Origin of the sequence: Pseudomonas sp. NPDC088890 (assembly GCF_044900155.1) — a bacterium.
GTDB classification, from domain to species: domain Bacteria; phylum Pseudomonadota; class Gammaproteobacteria; order Pseudomonadales; family Pseudomonadaceae; genus Aquipseudomonas; species Aquipseudomonas urmiensis.
The window spans coordinates 369,383-384,769 of record NZ_JBJDNG010000006.1 but is presented as its reverse complement, the minus strand read 5'-3'; the positions used below and the strand labels follow the sequence as shown (position 1 = coordinate 384,769).

12 protein-coding genes are annotated in these 15,387 nt (G+C 62.1%); 11 read left to right on the top strand and 1 reads right to left on the bottom strand.

Annotated features, from left to right (window positions below; translation table 11 throughout):
- The first annotated feature begins 373 nt into the window (after positions 1 to 373).
- The 4 genes from ACI2JX_RS15870 to ACI2JX_RS15855 all read left to right on the top strand — a co-directional run bounded on the left by ACI2JX_RS15870 (position 374) and on the right by ACI2JX_RS15855 (position 5,620).
- Complete coding sequence (locus ACI2JX_RS15870; RefSeq protein WP_404690438.1) at positions 374 to 2,959, top strand: TonB-dependent receptor; 2,586 nt, start codon at positions 374 to 376, stop codon at positions 2,957 to 2,959.
- 180 nt (positions 2,960 to 3,139) lie between these two features.
- The gene (locus tag ACI2JX_RS15865) at positions 3,140 to 3,748 is read left to right on the top strand and encodes a biliverdin-producing heme oxygenase (protein WP_264234892.1); all 609 of its coding nucleotides are present in this window, start codon (positions 3,140 to 3,142) and stop codon (positions 3,746 to 3,748) included.
- Between the two features lie 52 nt (positions 3,749 to 3,800).
- On the top strand, positions 3,801 to 4,214 hold the full coding sequence (locus ACI2JX_RS15860) for a YbaN family protein (protein ID WP_264234891.1): 414 nt from the start codon (positions 3,801 to 3,803) through the stop codon (positions 4,212 to 4,214).
- 56 nt (positions 4,215 to 4,270) lie between these two features.
- Positions 4,271 to 5,620 carry a CoA transferase gene (locus tag ACI2JX_RS15855; RefSeq protein WP_404690437.1) on the top strand — a complete coding sequence of 450 codons (1,350 nt, stop codon included), beginning with the start codon at positions 4,271 to 4,273 and terminating at the stop codon, positions 5,618 to 5,620.
- Between the two features lie 114 nt (positions 5,621 to 5,734).
- On the opposite strand, the gene arcD (ACI2JX_RS15850) is transcribed toward ACI2JX_RS15855, so the two are convergent.
- Positions 5,735 to 7,162, bottom strand: coding sequence for an arginine-ornithine antiporter (gene arcD, locus ACI2JX_RS15850; RefSeq protein ID WP_404690436.1), 1,428 nt, complete (start codon positions 7,160 to 7,162; stop codon positions 5,735 to 5,737).
- Between the two features lie 471 nt (positions 7,163 to 7,633).
- Here arcD (ACI2JX_RS15850) and arcD (ACI2JX_RS15845) point away from each other — a divergent pair, with 471 nt between their 5' ends.
- The 7 genes from arcD (ACI2JX_RS15845) to gcvH all read left to right on the top strand — a co-directional run bounded on the left by arcD (ACI2JX_RS15845) (position 7,634) and on the right by gcvH (position 15,384).
- Positions 7,634 to 9,061: an arginine-ornithine antiporter gene (gene arcD, locus ACI2JX_RS15845; protein WP_404690435.1), complete on the top strand. Its 1,428-nt coding sequence runs from the start codon at positions 7,634 to 7,636 to the stop codon at positions 9,059 to 9,061.
- A gap of 32 nt (positions 9,062 to 9,093) precedes the next feature.
- Entirely contained in the window at positions 9,094 to 10,350 is a 1,257-nt protein-coding gene (gene arcA, locus ACI2JX_RS15840) for an arginine deiminase (protein ID WP_264234887.1), read from the top strand.
- Positions 10,351 to 10,419: 69 nt separating this feature from the next.
- Positions 10,420 to 11,430 (top strand): ornithine carbamoyltransferase, encoded by a 1,011-nt coding sequence (locus ACI2JX_RS15835; RefSeq protein WP_368973482.1) that lies wholly within the window; start codon positions 10,420 to 10,422, stop codon positions 11,428 to 11,430.
- Positions 11,431 to 11,556: 126 nt separating this feature from the next.
- Positions 11,557 to 12,486, top strand: coding sequence for a carbamate kinase (arcC, locus tag ACI2JX_RS15830; RefSeq protein ID WP_264234885.1), 930 nt, complete (start codon positions 11,557 to 11,559; stop codon positions 12,484 to 12,486).
- A 55-nt stretch (positions 12,487 to 12,541) separates the two neighbouring features.
- Positions 12,542 to 12,910, top strand: a complete 369-nt coding sequence (locus tag ACI2JX_RS15825; RefSeq protein WP_264234884.1) for a DUF5064 family protein — start codon at positions 12,542 to 12,544, stop codon at positions 12,908 to 12,910.
- Between the two features lie 176 nt (positions 12,911 to 13,086).
- Entirely contained in the window at positions 13,087 to 14,595 is a 1,509-nt protein-coding gene (locus tag ACI2JX_RS15820; protein ID WP_264234883.1) for a sigma-54-dependent transcriptional regulator, read from the top strand.
- Between the two features lie 405 nt (positions 14,596 to 15,000).
- Positions 15,001 to 15,384, top strand: a complete 384-nt coding sequence (gene gcvH / locus ACI2JX_RS15815) for a glycine cleavage system protein GcvH (protein WP_404690434.1) — start codon at positions 15,001 to 15,003, stop codon at positions 15,382 to 15,384.
- The last annotated feature ends 3 nt before the right edge of the window (positions 15,385 to 15,387 follow it).

The following is a 15,387-nucleotide window of genomic DNA, read 5'->3' as shown; positions in this document are numbered from 1 at the left end:
CGAAGGCGCGAGATGTAGATTTGCGCAGCAAATCGTAGGCCGCGCGGGCCCGGAAGGCGCCGGCGCGAAGGGACCCGAAGCGCAGCGTAGGGCCGGATGGTGGAGCGCACGGCTTTTGGTTACTTTTGGCCACGACCAAAAGTGACCCGCCGTAAGGGCGGAAAGGTGATTCAGCGTCTCCATCGCAAATGGATATACACACCAACCCCAAAACCGACCAAACCAAACACCAAACCCCAAACACCAAACACAAAATTATTTTTACGCGATCCCCCCTCAACGCCCGTCTCGTTATAGCCAATGCAACTGATTCTTGTTGTTACCAAGAACCAGCCAGCACCTATAACAGCCCGCGCGTCAGGGAGCGCCTCCGATGTCCACAGGTCCAACTCGCCCATCTCCATCTTCCCGCCGCATGGGGCAACTGTCCCTGCTCAGCTTGGCCCTGCTCGCCAGCGGCACCTGCAGCCTGCCAGCCCTGGCCGCAGAACCCACCCAGGCCAGCACCCCACGCATGGGCGACTACCGCTTCGCCATCACCCAGCAACCGCTGGTCGCCGCGATCAATGCCTTCAGCGAAGTCACCGGCTGGCAGGTCGGCTTCACCGCCGAAGTCGCCGAGGGCGTATCCTCGCCTGGCGTTCAGGGCTCGCTGCCACCCGAAGCCGCCCTCAAGCGCCTGCTGCACGGCACCGGTCTGAGCTATCGCAAAATCAGCAACGGCAATGTGGTGCTCGAACGCCAGTCGACCGGTAACGCTATCGCCCTGCAGCAGCTGACCGTCAGTGCCACCCGCAGCGCCCAGGACATTAGCCAGGTGCCAAGCACCGTCAGCGTGCAGACCCGCGAGCAACTGGACCGGCAGAACGTCAATGACATCCAGCAACTGGTCCGCTACGAGCCCGGCGTTTCCGTCGGTGGCACCGGCCAACGCAGTGGCCTGAACGGCTACAACATTCGCGGTATCGATGGCGAACGCGTCCTGACCCAGGTCGACGGCGTGTCGATCCCCGACAGCTTCTTCTACGGCCCCTACGCCCAGACCCAACGCAACTACGTCGACCCGGAGATCGTCAAACGCGTCGAAATCCTGCGCGGTCCGGCCTCGGTGCTGTACGGCAGCAATGCCATCGGCGGTGCAGTCAGCTACTTCACCCTCGACCCACAAGACATCATCAAGCCCGGCAAGGACGTCGGCGCTCGCCTCAAGACCGGCTACAGCTCGGCCGACGAGAGCTGGCTGACCTCCGCCACCGTCGCTGGCCGGCACGGCGACTTCGATGGCCTGCTGCACCTGAGCCAGCGCAATGGCCACGAGACCGAATCCTACGGCGGGCATGGCGGCAGCGGCCTGTCGCGTACCGAGGCCAACCCTGAAGACGTACGTACCACCAACGTGCTGGCCAAGCTCGGCTGGAATTACGCCGACGATGCCCGGCTGGGGTTCACCTACGAGCGCTACAAGGATGATCGCGACCAGAATGTCCTCAGCGCAGTCGGCGGCCCCTTCGGCAACGGCGTTGGCATCGGCATGTACGAGAGCCGCCTGGGCAATGACACCGTCACCCGTGAACGTTTCGGCATCAACCACGAGTTCGCCATGGATTCGCTGCTGGCCGATCACATGAAGTGGAGCCTCAACTACCAGATCGCCAAGACCGACCAGCAGACCGAAGAAATCTATGCACCCTTCGTGCGGCGCGTGCTGCGTACTCGCGAGACCACCTACAAAGATCGCCAATGGGTAGTCGATGCCCAACTGGACAAAGCCTTCAGCATCGGCGCCACTGAGCATCTGCTGACCTACGGGGCCACCTTCAAGCGCGAGCAAGTCACCGGCATGCGCACGGGCTACGGCACTTGCCTGGCATTTGGCCGCAACTGCGCCGGCGCCGGCGCAGACAGCCCGGACGATCGACTGAACGTCAGCGACTTCCCCGACCCGACCGTCAAGACCTACAGCGTGTTCGCCCAGGACGAGATCCGTTGGAACAACTGGACCTTCCTGCCCGGCGCCCGTTACGACTACACGCGCATGGAGCCGAAGATCACCCAAGCGTTCCTCGCCGGGCTGGACAGCGACAACTCGGGTGCGCCCGCCAGCATCGACGACTCGCCGAAGAAATGGCACCGCGTATCGCCCAAGTTGGGGGTGACCTATGCCTTCAACGACCACTACACCTGGTACGGCCAATACGCCGAAGGCTTCCGCACACCGACCGCCAAGTCGATGTACGGCCGCTTCGACAACCCGACCCTGGGTTATCGCGTAGAAGGCAACCCCAACCTTGAGCCCGAAAAAAGCAAGAGCTACGAGACTGGCCTGCGGGGCAACTTCGACGCCGGCAACTTCGACGTGGCGGTGTTCTACAACAAGTACCGCGATTTCATCGACGAGGATGCGGTGCAGGCCGCCGATCTGGGCCCGACCTTCAGCGCTGGCAACATCAAGCACGCGACCATCAAGGGCGCCGAGTTCAAAGGCCGCCTGAACCTCGATCACTTTGGCGCGCCGCAAGGTCTCTATACCCAGACCTCGATCGCTTACGCCCACGGTCGCAACGATGACAACGGCCAGCCGCTGAACAGTGTCAACCCGCTGACCGGTGTGTTCGGCCTGGGTTATGAGCAAGCCAACTATGGCGGCCTGCTGAGCTGGACGCTGGTCAAGCGCAAGAGCCGGGTCGACGACAGTGCCTTCTTCGCACCCGACGGCACCAGCAAGCAGTTCCGCACTCCCGGCTATGGCGTGCTGGACCTGAGCGGTTTCTACAAAGTGACCGACGACATCACCGTCAATGCCGGGCTGTACAACCTGACCGACAAGAAATACTGGCAGTGGGATTCGGTACGCGGCTATGACGGCCAGGGTGAAGCCGGCGCGACCCAGCCAGCCAATCTGGACCGCCTGACCATGCCTGGGCGCAACTTCGCCATCAACGTGGTCTGGGATATCTGACCCAATCCAGCAGCGACTTATCACGCGATACACCCGCCCCCACCTTCTTCGCGCTTCTGGTGGGCGCGGGGTCGCCCCACGCTGAGGCCACTACCGACACAACGCAGGTGAGGTTTTTTTACTGTTCTGCGTCTTCTTGTTCGTCTTGTCATTAGACACCCTATTTCCCAAGGATCGACCATGACCACCGCCACCACCGCCGAGCGCCCGAGCCTGCGCTCGCAACGCCTGAACCAGATCACCCACGCGCCCCACAGCGAGCTGGACGTGCTGGTCAAATCCCACGCGCCGTTCGACAGCCGAGAGAGCTTTGCGCGCTTCGTGGTCGCCCAGTACCTGTTCCAATCCGAACTGCAGGCGCTGTACACCGACCCGCAGCTGATCGCCATCGTCCCTGACCTGGCCGAGCGCTGCCGCGCCGAGCAAGCCCGCCTGGACCTGGCTGACCTCGACACCGAAGTCCCAGCGCCGGTAGCCGGTGCCCTGAGCAAACCGAGCCTGGGCGAGGCGATGGGCTGGATCTTCGTCTCTGAAGGCTCCAAACTGGGCGCCGCGTTCCTGATCAAACGCGCGGTGGCCCTGGAGCTGTCGGACAGCTTTGGCGCGCGGCACCTGGGCGAGCCGGCCGGCGGTCGCGCCGAGGGCTGGAAGCAGTTCACCCGCATCCTCGATGGCCTGGAGCTGTCGGCCGAAGAAGAAGCTGCTGCCGAGCGTGGCGCAGTCGCCGCCTTCGAGCGCTTCACTCAGCTGCTCAAGCACGCCTACGCTGCAGACGCGGCGCTGGCCTGATACGCTTTACCCGGCCACAGATCTTGTGGCCGGCCGTTTTTGCAGTGAGACCATGACCCGACCTGCCCGCTCGAAACTTGCCCGCCTGCTGTATGGAATCCTGGCCTACGTGAGCCTGGGGATCGGCCTGGTCGCTATCGTCATTCCTGGCCTGCCGACCACCGAGTTCATTCTCCTCGCCGCCTGGGCGGCAACTCGCAGCTCGCCGCGCTTGAGTGCTTGGCTGGAGAATCACCGGCTGTTCGGGCCGATCCTGTACAACTGGCGCAACGGCAAGGTCATCCAGCGTCGGGCCAAGATCAGCGCGACGATCAGCATGCTGCTCTGCGCCGGGGTGATGCTGACCTTCCTTGAACACCATTGGCCGGTGTTCCTGGCGATCGCCGGCATGACCCTGGGCAATCTGTGGATCTGGTCGCGGCCTGAGCGAGCAACGCCACCTGCAACGAGCTGCAACGCCCGCTGAGATTTGCGTCTGGGCGCCGGATGTACTGCAATGGGATCGATCAAGGAGGATCCTGCATGCAGCCGTTGCTCGACACCATCAGCCAAGCACTGACCCTTAACCCCGCCTCTTTGCGCTGGCAGGGCGTCGGCAGCTTGCCCTCGACCTACGCTGTCAGCGAGCTTGCCGCCGCCAGCATCGGCGCCGCCGGCCTGGCCTTGGCGCGCTTGCTTGAACAACAAACCGACAATTGCCCATTGGTGCGCGTCGACCGACGCCTAGCCTCGTTCTGGTTCGCCACCAGCCTGCGTCCACGAGGCTGGCAGCCGCCAGGGCTGTGGGATGCGATCGCTGGTGACTACGCCTGCGGCGACGGCTGGATCCGCCTGCATACCAATGCCCCTCATCACCGCGCCGCCGTCGAGCGGGTACTGGGCAGCTGCGCCAATCACAACGAGGTAGCGAGCAAGGTAGCGAGCTGGAGCGCCGACCAGCTGGAGTCTGCGCTGGTCGCTGCTGGCGGTTGCGCGGCGCGGATGCGCAGTTGGCTCGACTGGTGCGCGCATCCTCAAGGCCAGGCGGTCAATGCGCAGCCGCTGATCCTGCGCGAAACCTTCGCCAGCGATACCCCGCTGAAATGGCGTGGCACTACCCAGCGGCCATTGGCGGGGATCAAGGTACTCGACCTTACGCGCATCCTCGCCGGCCCCATCGCCACCCGCCTGCTGGCCGGCTTTGGCGCCCAGGTACTGCGAATCGATCCCCCGGGCTGGGAAGAGCCGGCAGTGGTTGCCGAAGTCACCCTGGGCAAGCGCTGCGCGCGCCTGGATCTGCGCGATCGAGCCGATCGCCTGGTGTTCGAGCGGCTGTTGGGCGATGCCGACATCCTCGTTCACGGCTATCGCGCAGATGCACTCGAGCGACTGGGCCTTGGTCATGAACGACGGCGCCAGCTCAACCCCGGGCTGATCGATGTCAGCCTCAACGCCTATGGCTGGAGTGGCCCCTGGAAAGAGCGACGCGGCTTCGACAGCCTGGTGCAGATGAGCACTGGGATTGCCCGCGAAGGCATGCGCTGGCAGCAGGCGAACCAGCCTGTGCCGCTGCCGGTACAGGCGCTGGACCATGCCACTGGCTACCTGATGGCGGCCGAGGCGATTCGCGCCCTGGGCGATCGCCTGCAGACTGCAGCAGGGAGCCGCGCACGTTTGTCACTGGCGCGTACGGCGAAACTGCTGGTCGAGCACGGGACAGTGGGGGATGACCTGCCATTGGCGGCGCAGACAGTGGATGACCTGGATCGGCATCTGGAGCAAACGCCGTGGGGACTGGCGCAGCGGCTCAAGGGGCCGTTGGCGGTGGGCGATGCCGTTTTGCGTTGGGATATCGGCGCCTGCGAGCTGGGATCGGCAGCACCACACTGGTGACCTCTACAGCGCATCACGGGCCAAGCCCGCTACAGGGTCAGCGCGGCAATTGACGATTGCATTGTTCCTGAGCGGGCTTGCCCTGCGATGCGATAACTGCAGCACCCAATGGAGTCAAAGACTCAGCAACCCCGAATACAGCGCATAGGCCGCCAACCCCGCGCCCACCAGCACCGCTGCAAAAATCAATTTCTCCCAGCGGGTAAACAGGGCCTGCCCCTGCTCATGCTTGGCCCGGGCGAACAGAATCACCCCCGGCGCATAGAGCAAGGCCGACAACAGCAGGTACTTCAGCCCCCCGGCATACAGCAGCCAGATGGCGTAAATCAGCGCCACCCCCGCAATCAACAAATCCTTGCGCCGCAGATTGGCCTGGCCTTCATAGCCCTCCCCGCGTACCGCCAGCAGTACCGCATAGGCCGCCGACCACAGGTACGGCACCAGGATCATCGACGAGGCCAGGTAAATCAGGCTGGTGTAAGTCCCTGCTGAAAACAGCGTGATCAGCAGGAACCCCTGGATCATGCAGTTGGTCAGCCACAAGGCATTGGCCGGTACCTGGTTGGCATTCTCCCGGGTCAGAAAGCGTGGCATGGTCTTGTCGCGGGCGGTGGCGAAGAGGATCTCCGCGCACAGCAGCGCCCACGACAGCAGCGCACCGAGCAGCGACACCGCCAGGCCGATGCTGATCAGCAAGGCCCCCCATGGGCCGACGATGTGTTCGAGCACCGAGGCCAACGATGGATTCTGCAACCCCGCCAGCTCAGGCTGGGTCATGACTCCCAGCGACAGCACGTTGACCAGCACCAGCAAGGCCAACACCCCAAGAAAACCGATCACCGTCGCCTTGCCCACGTCCGAGCGGCGCTGCGCTCGCCCCGAATAAACGCTGGCGCCCTCGATGCCGATGAACACGAACACCGTCACCAGCATCATGTTGCGCACCTGCTCCATCACGCTGCCGAACTGGGGGTTGCTCAGGCCCCAGATATCGCGGGTGAAGATATCGGCGCGGAAGGCAAAGGCAGCCATCACGATGAACATCAGCAGCGGCAATACCTTGGCCACCGTGGTCACCTGGTTGATGAACGCCGCTTCCTTGATCCCGCGCAGGACCAAAAAGTGCACCGCCCACAGCAGCAAAGAGGCGCAAGCGATGGCGATCGGCGTGTTGCCCTCGCCGAACACCGGAAAGTAAAAACCCAAGGTACTGAACAGCAGGACGAAGTAACCGACGTTGCCCAACCAGGCGCTGATCCAGTAACCCCACGCTGACGAAAAGCCCATGTACTCGCCAAAACCAGCCTTGGCGTAGGCATACACCCCCGAATCCAGCTCCGGCTTGCGATTGGCCAGCGTCTGGAACACGAAGGCCAAGGCCAGCATGCCCACGGCGGTAATGCCCCAGCCGATCAGCACGGCGCCGACATCGGCGCGCGCTGCCATGTTCTGCGGCAACGAGAAAATCCCACCGCCGATCATCGAGCCGACCACCAAGGCGATCAACGCGCCGAGCCGCAGTTTTTGTCCCGGCTCGCTCATGGCGCCTCCCGATCAGTACCCAGAAAAAGGCCCGCCCAGCGGCCCCGGCGGCGCAGTGTCATACCCATGTAACACCCCTTGCATTCATATATAGCGGCGGCACTTTTATATTAGACCACGTGATGAAATCTGCCGGGCTCATAACTAGCCCGTCTATGCAGCAGGCAACTAACCCTGCGGGATATGTGGATATACCCATGCCGTTGAGGATACCACCGTCTTTTTCCTGAAAAATTTGCTTCTTACTCAAAAGCGGCTAGCTTCAAAGTTCGCAGGCGAAACAGAGCGTTTGCTCTAGATGTACATGGAGGTGCCAGCGCACAAGGCCTGCGGCAGAGCTGTCGGCACTCTCCAGGAGACGCGTGAAGGATTTTTCTCACTTTACGTCGTCATGAACTGATCTACATCAGCGAATGACCCCGGCGTCAGTTTTATTCTGTCGTCAACTTTCTCCTGGTACGGAGTTGTTAAATGTCTGATTCTCCCGAAAAACTAAAACTCGGTGCACTTGTTGCACTTGTCGTCGGCTCGATGATTGGCGGCGGGATCTTCTCCTTGCCGCAAAACATGGCCGCCAGCGCCGGTGTCGGTGCCGTGCTGATCGGCTGGGCCATCACCGCGGTGGGCATGCTCACCTTGGCCTTCGTGTTCCAGACCCTGGCCAACCGTAAACCTGACCTCGATGGCGGGGTGTATGCCTACGCCAAGGCCGGTTTTGGCGACTACATGGGCTTCTCTTCAGCATGGGGTTACTGGATCAGCGCCTGGTTGGGCAACGTCGGTTACTTCGTCTTGCTGTTCAGTACTCTGGGCTACTTCTTCCCGATCTTCGGTGAGGGCAATACCCCGGCGGCGGTGATCGGCGCGTCGATCCTGCTCTGGGCAGTGCACTTTCTGGTGCTGCGCGGTATCAAGGAAGCGGCGTTCATCAACCTGGTCACCACCGTGGCCAAGGTCGTGCCGCTGGCGCTGTTCGCCCTGATCTGCCTGTTCGCCTTCAAGCTCGACGTGTTCACCGCCGACATCTGGGGCCTGGGCTCGCCAGATCTGGGCAGCGTGATGAACCAGGTGCGCAACATGATGCTGGTCACCGTCTGGGTGTTCATCGGCATCGAGGGCGCGAGCATCTTCTCCTCACGGGCAGAAAAACGCTCGGACGTGGGTAAAGCCACGGTCATCGGCTTCATCACCGTGCTGCTGTTCCTGGTGCTGGTTAACGTGCTGTCGATGGGCGTGATGACTCAACCGGAGCTGGCCAAGCTGCAGAACCCGTCGATGGCGGCCGTGCTTGAGCACGTGGTCGGCCACTGGGGTGCGGTGCTGATCAGCGTCGGCCTGATCATCTCGCTGCTGGGTGCCCTGCTGTCGTGGGTACTGCTGTGTGCGGAGATCATGTTCGCCGCCGCCAAGGACCACACCATGCCGGAGTTCCTGCGCCGCGAGAACGCCAACCATGTGCCGGCCAACGCCCTGTGGCTGACCAACGCCATGGTGCAGATCTTCCTGGTCATTACGCTGTTCTCGGCCAGCACCTACCTGTCACTGATCTACCTCGCCACCTCGATGATCCTGGTGCCTTACCTGTGGTCGGCGGCCTATGGCTTCCTCATGGCCCTGCGCGGCGAGACCTATGAACAAGCCCCCGGCGAGCGCAACAAAGACCTGATCATCGGCGCCATCGCCCTGCTCTATGCGATCTGGCTGCTGTATGCCGGCGGGGTCAAGTACCTGCTGCTGTCGGCCCTGCTGTATGCCCCTGGCGCGATCCTGTTCGCCAAGGCCAAGCGCGAACTGGGCCAACCTATTTTTACCAACGTGGAGAAGCTGATCTTCGCCGCCGTAGTCGTGGGCGCGCTGGTTGCGGCCTATGGCCTGTACGACGGATTCCTGACTCTGTAATCACTGAATTTGCATGATGGAGGCAATGAACCATGTCCACCGATAAAGTTAAGTACGGCGTCCATTCCGAAGCCGGCAAACTGCGCAAAGTGATGGTTTGCTCCCCGGGCCTTGCCCACCAGCGCCTGACCCCGAGCAACTGCGACGACCTGTTGTTCGATGACGTCATCTGGGTCAACCAGGCCAAGCGCGACCACTTCGACTTCGTCACCAAAATGCGTGAGCGCGGTATCGAAGTGCTGGAAATGCACAACCTGCTGACCGAGACCATCCAGAATCCTGAAGCGCTGAAATGGATCCTCGATCGCAAGATCACCCCAGACACCGTTGGCGTGGGCCTGACCAACGAGGTGCGCAGCTGGCTCGAAGGGCTGGAGCCACGCAAGCTGGCCGAGTTCCTGATCGGCGGCGTGGCCGGTGAAGACCTGCCCGACAGCGAAGGCGCCAGCGTGATCAAGATGTACCGCGACTACCTGGGCCACTCCAGCTTCCTCCTCGACCCGCTGCCCAACACCCAGTTCACCCGTGACACCACCTGCTGGATCTACGGTGGCGTGACCCTGAACCCGATGTACTGGCCAGCGCGCCGTCAGGAAACCCTGCTGACCAGCGCGATCTACAAGTTCCACCCCGAGTTCACCGGCGCCGACTTCGAAGTCTGGTACGGCGACCCGGACAAAGACCACGGCAAGGCCACCCTGGAAGGCGGCGACGTCATGCCGATCGGCAATGGCGTGGTGTTGATCGGCATGGGCGAGCGCACCTCGCGCCAAGCCATCGGCCAACTGGCTCAATCGCTGTTCGCCAAGGGCGCAGTGGAAAAAGTGGTGGTCGCCGGCCTGCCGAAATCTCGTGCTGCGATGCACCTGGATACGGTGTTCAGCTTCTGCGACCGCGACCTGGTCACGGTCTTCCCGGAAGTGGTCAAAGAGATCGTGCCGTTCGTCATCCGCCCAGACAGCAGCAAGCCGTATGGCATGGATGTACGTCGCGAGAACAAATCGTTCATCGAGGTGGTGGCCGAGTCGCTCAACCTCAAGCAACTGCGCGTAGTCGAAACCGGCGGCAACAGCTTCGCCGCCGAACGCGAACAGTGGGATGACGGTAACAACGTAGTGGCCGTGGAGCCTGGCGTTGTCATCGGCTACGACCGCAACACCTACACCAACACCCTGCTGCGCAAGGCCGGAGTGGAAGTCATCACCATCAGCGCCGGTGAGCTGGGCCGCGGCCGTGGCGGTGGCCACTGCATGACCTGCCCAATCATTCGCGACCCAATCGACTACTAAACGACCATTACTCCCGGCCGCGTCCACAAGACGACGGCCGGGCTGATCACCGCATTAAGGAGAATCATCATGGCGTTCAACATCCATAACCGTAACTTGCTCAGCCTGGAACACCACACAACGCGCGAGTTGCGTTACCTGCTCGACCTGTCCCGCGATCTGAAACGCGCCAAGTACACCGGTACCGAGCAGCAACACCTGAAGGGCAACAACATCGCCCTGATCTTCGAAAAGACCTCGACCCGCACCCGCTGTGCATTCGAAGTCGCCGCTTATGACCAGGGCGCCAACGTTACCTACATCGACCCCAATTCCTCGCAGATTGGCCACAAAGAGAGCATGAAGGACACCGCCCGCGTGCTCGGGCGCATGTACGACGCGATCGAGTACCGTGGCTTCAAGCAGGAAATCGTCGAGGAGTTGGCCAAGTTCGCTGGCGTACCGGTATTCAACGGCCTGACCGATGAATATCACCCGACCCAAATGATCGCCGACGTGCTGACCATGCGCGAACACAGTGACAAGCCGATCCACGACATCAGCTACGCCTACCTGGGCGACGCCCGTAACAACATGGGCAACTCGCTGCTGCTGATCGGCGCCAAGCTCGGCATGGACGTACGTATCGCCGCGCCCAAGGCACTGTGGCCACATGATGACCTGGTCGAGCGCTGCAAGAAGTACGCAGAAGAAAGCGGTGCGCGCATCACCCTCACCGAAGACCCGAAAGCAGCGGTCAAAGGCGTGGACTTCGTGCATACCGACGTCTGGGTATCGATGGGTGAGCCGGTCGAAGCCTGGGGCGAGCGTATCCAGCAACTGCTGCCCTACCAGGTCAACGCCGAGTTGATGAAAGCCACCGGCAACCCACGGGCCAAGTTCATGCACTGCCTGCCAGCGTTCCACAACTCCGACACCAAGGTCGGCAAACAGATCGCCGAGCAGTATCCGAACCTGAAGAACGGCATCGAAGTGACCGACGACGTGTTCGAGTCGCCAGCGTGCATCGCCTTCGAGCAGGCGGAGAACCGCATGCATACGATCAAAGCGATTCTGGTCTCGACCCTGGCTGACCTGTAACCCCCGAGCAGGGGGCTTTTGTGGGAGCGGGCTGGCCCCGCGATTGCGCCAGCCGCAACGACGCCATCGCGGGGCAAGCCCGCTCCCACGGGCCCGTCCCATATTCTCTCTGAAGGACACTTCATCATGCGTATCGTTGTTGCATTGGGCGGCAACGCCCTGCTACGCCGCGGCGAGCCGATGACCGCTGACAACCAGCGCGCCAATATCCGCACCGCCACCGAGCAAATCGCCAAGATCCACCCTGGTAACGAACTGGTCATCGCCCACGGCAACGGCCCGCAGGTCGGCCTGCTGTCGCTTCAGGCGCTGTCCTACAAACCCGACGAAGCCTACCCGCTGGATGTGCTCGGCGCTGAAACCGAAGGCATGATCGGCTACATGATCGAACAGGAGCTGGGCAACCTGCTGGACTTCGAAGTGCCGTTCGCCACCCTGCTGACCCAGGTCGAAGTCGACGCCAATGACCCGGCCTTCAAAGACCCGACCAAGTTCATTGGCCCGGTCTACTCCAAGGAAGACGCCGAGCGCCTGGCCAAGGAAAAAGGCTGGGTGGTCAAGGCCGACGGCGACAAGTACCGGCGAGTGGTTGCCAGCCCAAAGCCCAAGCGCATTTTCGAAATCCGCCCGATCAAGTGGCTGCTGGAAAAAAGCAGCATTGTCATCTGTGCCGGCGGCGGCGGCATTCCGACCATGTACGACGAAAATCGCAAGCTCAAGGGCATCGAAGCGGTGATCGACAAAGACCTGTGTTCGGCGCTGCTCGCCGAACAGCTGGAGGCCGACCTTTTGATCATCGCCACCGACGTGGATGCGGCCTATATTGACTGGGGCAAGCCGACGCAGAAAGCCATTGCCCAGGCGCACCCCGACGAACTCGAGCGCCTAGGCTTCGCCGCTGGTTCCATGGGGCCGAAGGTGCAGGCCGCCAGTGACTTTGCCCGTAACACTGGCAAGGTCGCGGTGATCAGCTCGCTGGAAAACATCGAGGACATCGTCAAAGGCACTGCCGGCACCCGTGTTTCCACGGCCCAGCCAGGTATCAGCTACCGTTGAATGCACTAGGCGGGTGCTCGGCACCCGCTGTTTCAACCTTCCGGAGGATTGCACTGTGGCTCAGTTCCAACCTGGTCATGTACACATCGAACGTACCGCGCTCAACACCAATGATCACAGCTACGATCTGAACATCAACTACGAGGTAGCCCAGGACCCCAGGGAAGGGCGCGGTATCCAGTTCCACATGCATGGCAGCATCGAGGGCAAGCCGGTGGACGAGAAGTTCTTTCTCGCCAAGGACCAGGTCTTGCCGAGTTTTCTCAGCCTGGCTACGCGCAAGGCCCAGAGCTACCTGCCAGCGCCGAAGAAATTCGAGTCGCTGGGATCGACGCACAAGATCTACGACCTGATGTTCGAAGACATCCGCGTCCAACTGGATGTGAAGTCTGGCGATCCGATCAAGCCTGAGCATCTGGAGTAACCCGCATCAGGGCTGCTGCGCAGCCCATCCAGGCTCCGCCACCTCGTACCCCTGCTGCTCCCGCAGGACCAAACACATCCCTTGAAGACACAAGCTGACGCAGCCTGCGATGGGCCGCGAAGCGGCCCCAGATAAGGCATACTTGCGCATCTGCTCGCCCAAAGCCCGAAACTCCCATGCGCATCCACGTCAGCTTCATCGACCGCGTCGGCATCACCCAGGAAGTCCTGGCCCTGCTCGGTGCCCGCAACCTCAACCTGGACGCCGTGGAGATGGTCCCGCCGAACGTCTACATCGACGCCCCGACCCTCAGCCCCGCAGTGCTCGAAGAGCTCCACGACGCCCTGTTCGAAGTGCACGGCGTGCAGTCGGTGGAAGTGGTCGACATCCTCCCCGGCCAGCGTCGCCATTTGCAGCTCGATGCCCTGCTCGCGGCCATGAGCGACCCAGTGCTGGCGGTGGACAGCGCCGGCAAGGTGCTGCTGGCCAACCCGGCCCTGATCGCCCTGTGCGGGCGGGAGTCGGCTGGGCGTTCGGTCGGTGAATTGTTCAAAGACCCCGACCTGCTCCAGGCGCTGCTGGACAACAACTTCCACCTGCCCATGCGCGAGATGCAGCTCGACGGCCAGAGCCTGCTGCTCGATGCCACGCCCATTACCAACGCCGGTGGCCTGCTCACCTTGTATCCGCCCAACCGCATGGGCGAACGCTTGTCAGCGCTGCACCACGATCACGCCGAAGGCTTTGACGCACTGCTCGGCGACTCCCCGGCCATCCGCACCCTCAAGGCTCGCGCCCTGCGCGTAGCGGTGCTCGATGCGCCGTTGCTGGTGCACGGCGAAACCGGCACCGGCAAGGAGCTGGTAGCCCGCGCCAGCCATGCCCTGAGCAGCCGCCATGCCGCGCCCTTCCTGGCGCTGAACTGCGCGGCACTGCCCGAGAGCCTGGCCGAGAGTGAGCTATTTGGCTACGCCCCCGGCGCGTTTACCGGCGCCCAGCGTGGTGGCAAGCCAGGGCTGATGGAACTGGCCAACCAAGGCACGGTGTTTCTCGACGAGATTGGCGAGATGTCGCCCTATCTGCAGGCCAAGCTATTGCGCTTTCTCAGCGATGGCAGCTTCCGCCGGGTAGGTGGCGATCGCGAGGTCAAGGTCGACGTGCGCATCATCAGCGCCACCCATCGCGATCTGGAACGGATGGTCGCCGAGGGCAGCTTTCGCGAAGACCTGTTCTACCGCCTCAATGTACTCAACCTGCAAGTGCCGCCGCTGCGTGAACGCGGTCAGGATATCCTGCTGCTGGCGCACTACTTCATGCAGCAAGCCTGCACCCAGATCCAGCGCCCGCCTTGCAGGCTGACACCGGGCACCCATGCCGCCCTGCTGGCCAACCCTTGGCCGGGCAATGTGCGCCAGTTGCAGAACGTGATTTTCCGCGCGGCGGCGATTTGCGAAAGCGATCTGGTGGATATTGGCGATCTGGATATCGCCGGCACTTCAGTGGCGCGCGGGCAAGAGGCCGAGGTGGGCAGCCTGGAGCAGGCGGTGGGGGAATTTGAGCGCGAGCTGTTGCAGCGCCTGTATGCCAGCTACCCCTCGACCCGGCAACTGGCGGGGCGCTTGCAGACTTCGCATACCGCGATTGCCCAGCGGCTGCGCAAGTATGGGATTCCCGGCAAGGCCTGAATCGATTGTACTGGGCTGCTTCGCAGCCCTTCGCGGGCAAGCCCGCTCCCACAGGTACGGCGCCGCTCTGAAGATAAGCGCTGTACCTGTGGGAGCGGGCTTGCCCGCGAAGGGCCGCAAAGCGGCCCCAATGCTTACCCATTCGTATCGATTTCGAAACATTGTATTGATTTCATTACAGGCACGCTGCATCCACATCTACCAAGGGTTTGATCCTAAATATCATTTGCCCAAATAAAGCTTCGTAACGATTTCATTCCAAAAAGTGCCTACACCCCTTCTTTTTTATTTATAAACAATTGATTTTTAACAACTTTTATTAGATGGCCACAATATTGCTTAGGGAATTCCCACCCAAGAGCGCGGCCCACCGCGCCCACGCCCCAGCTTCCCTGAGGAATTCCCATGAGCGAGTTGCGTTTCACCGAAGATCACGAATGGCTGCGTACTGAAGCCGATGGCAGCGTCACCGTAGGCATCACCGCCTTCGCCCAGAACGCCCTGGGTGACGTGGTCTATGTGCAACTGCCGGAGCTGCAAAGCTACGAGCAAGGTGCAGAAGCCTCTACCGTCGAATCGGTCAAAGCCGCCAGCGGCGTGTACATGCCGCTGACCGGTGAAGTAGTCGCGGTCAACCAGCAGCTTGCCGATAATCCCGAACTGGTCAACGAAGATCCGCTGGGCGAAGGCTGGTTCTTCCGCTTCATCCCCGCCGATGCCAACGCCGTGGCTGCCCTGCTTGACCGGGACGCCTACGACCGCCTGATCAAAGCCAACGCCGACGCCTGAGGA

Bases quoted from the DNA above. Each gene is read 5' to 3' on its own strand.
- ACI2JX_RS15860 (WP_264234891.1), top strand. From the start codon at position 3,801: ATGACCCGACCTGCCCGCTCGAAACTTGCCCGCCTGCTGTATGGAATC.
- arcD (WP_404690435.1), top strand. From the start codon at position 7,634: ATGTCTGATTCTCCCGAAAAACTAAAACTCGGTGCACTTGTTGCACTT.
- ACI2JX_RS15820 (WP_264234883.1), top strand. From the start codon at position 13,087: ATGCGCATCCACGTCAGCTTCATCGACCGCGTCGGCATCACCCAGGAA.
- arcA (WP_264234887.1), top strand. From the start codon at position 9,094: ATGTCCACCGATAAAGTTAAGTACGGCGTCCATTCCGAAGCCGGCAAA.
- gcvH (WP_404690434.1), top strand. From the start codon at position 15,001: ATGAGCGAGTTGCGTTTCACCGAAGATCACGAATGGCTGCGTACTGAA.
- arcD (WP_404690436.1), bottom strand. From the start codon at position 7,162: ATGAGCGAGCCGGGACAAAAACTGCGGCTCGGCGCGTTGATCGCCTTG.
- ACI2JX_RS15865 (WP_264234892.1), top strand. From the start codon at position 3,140: ATGACCACCGCCACCACCGCCGAGCGCCCGAGCCTGCGCTCGCAACGC.
- ACI2JX_RS15870 (WP_404690438.1), top strand. From the start codon at position 374: ATGTCCACAGGTCCAACTCGCCCATCTCCATCTTCCCGCCGCATGGGG.
- arcC (WP_264234885.1), top strand. From the start codon at position 11,557: ATGCGTATCGTTGTTGCATTGGGCGGCAACGCCCTGCTACGCCGCGGC.
- ACI2JX_RS15835 (WP_368973482.1), top strand. From the start codon at position 10,420: ATGGCGTTCAACATCCATAACCGTAACTTGCTCAGCCTGGAACACCAC.
- ACI2JX_RS15855 (WP_404690437.1), top strand. From the start codon at position 4,271: ATGCAGCCGTTGCTCGACACCATCAGCCAAGCACTGACCCTTAACCCC.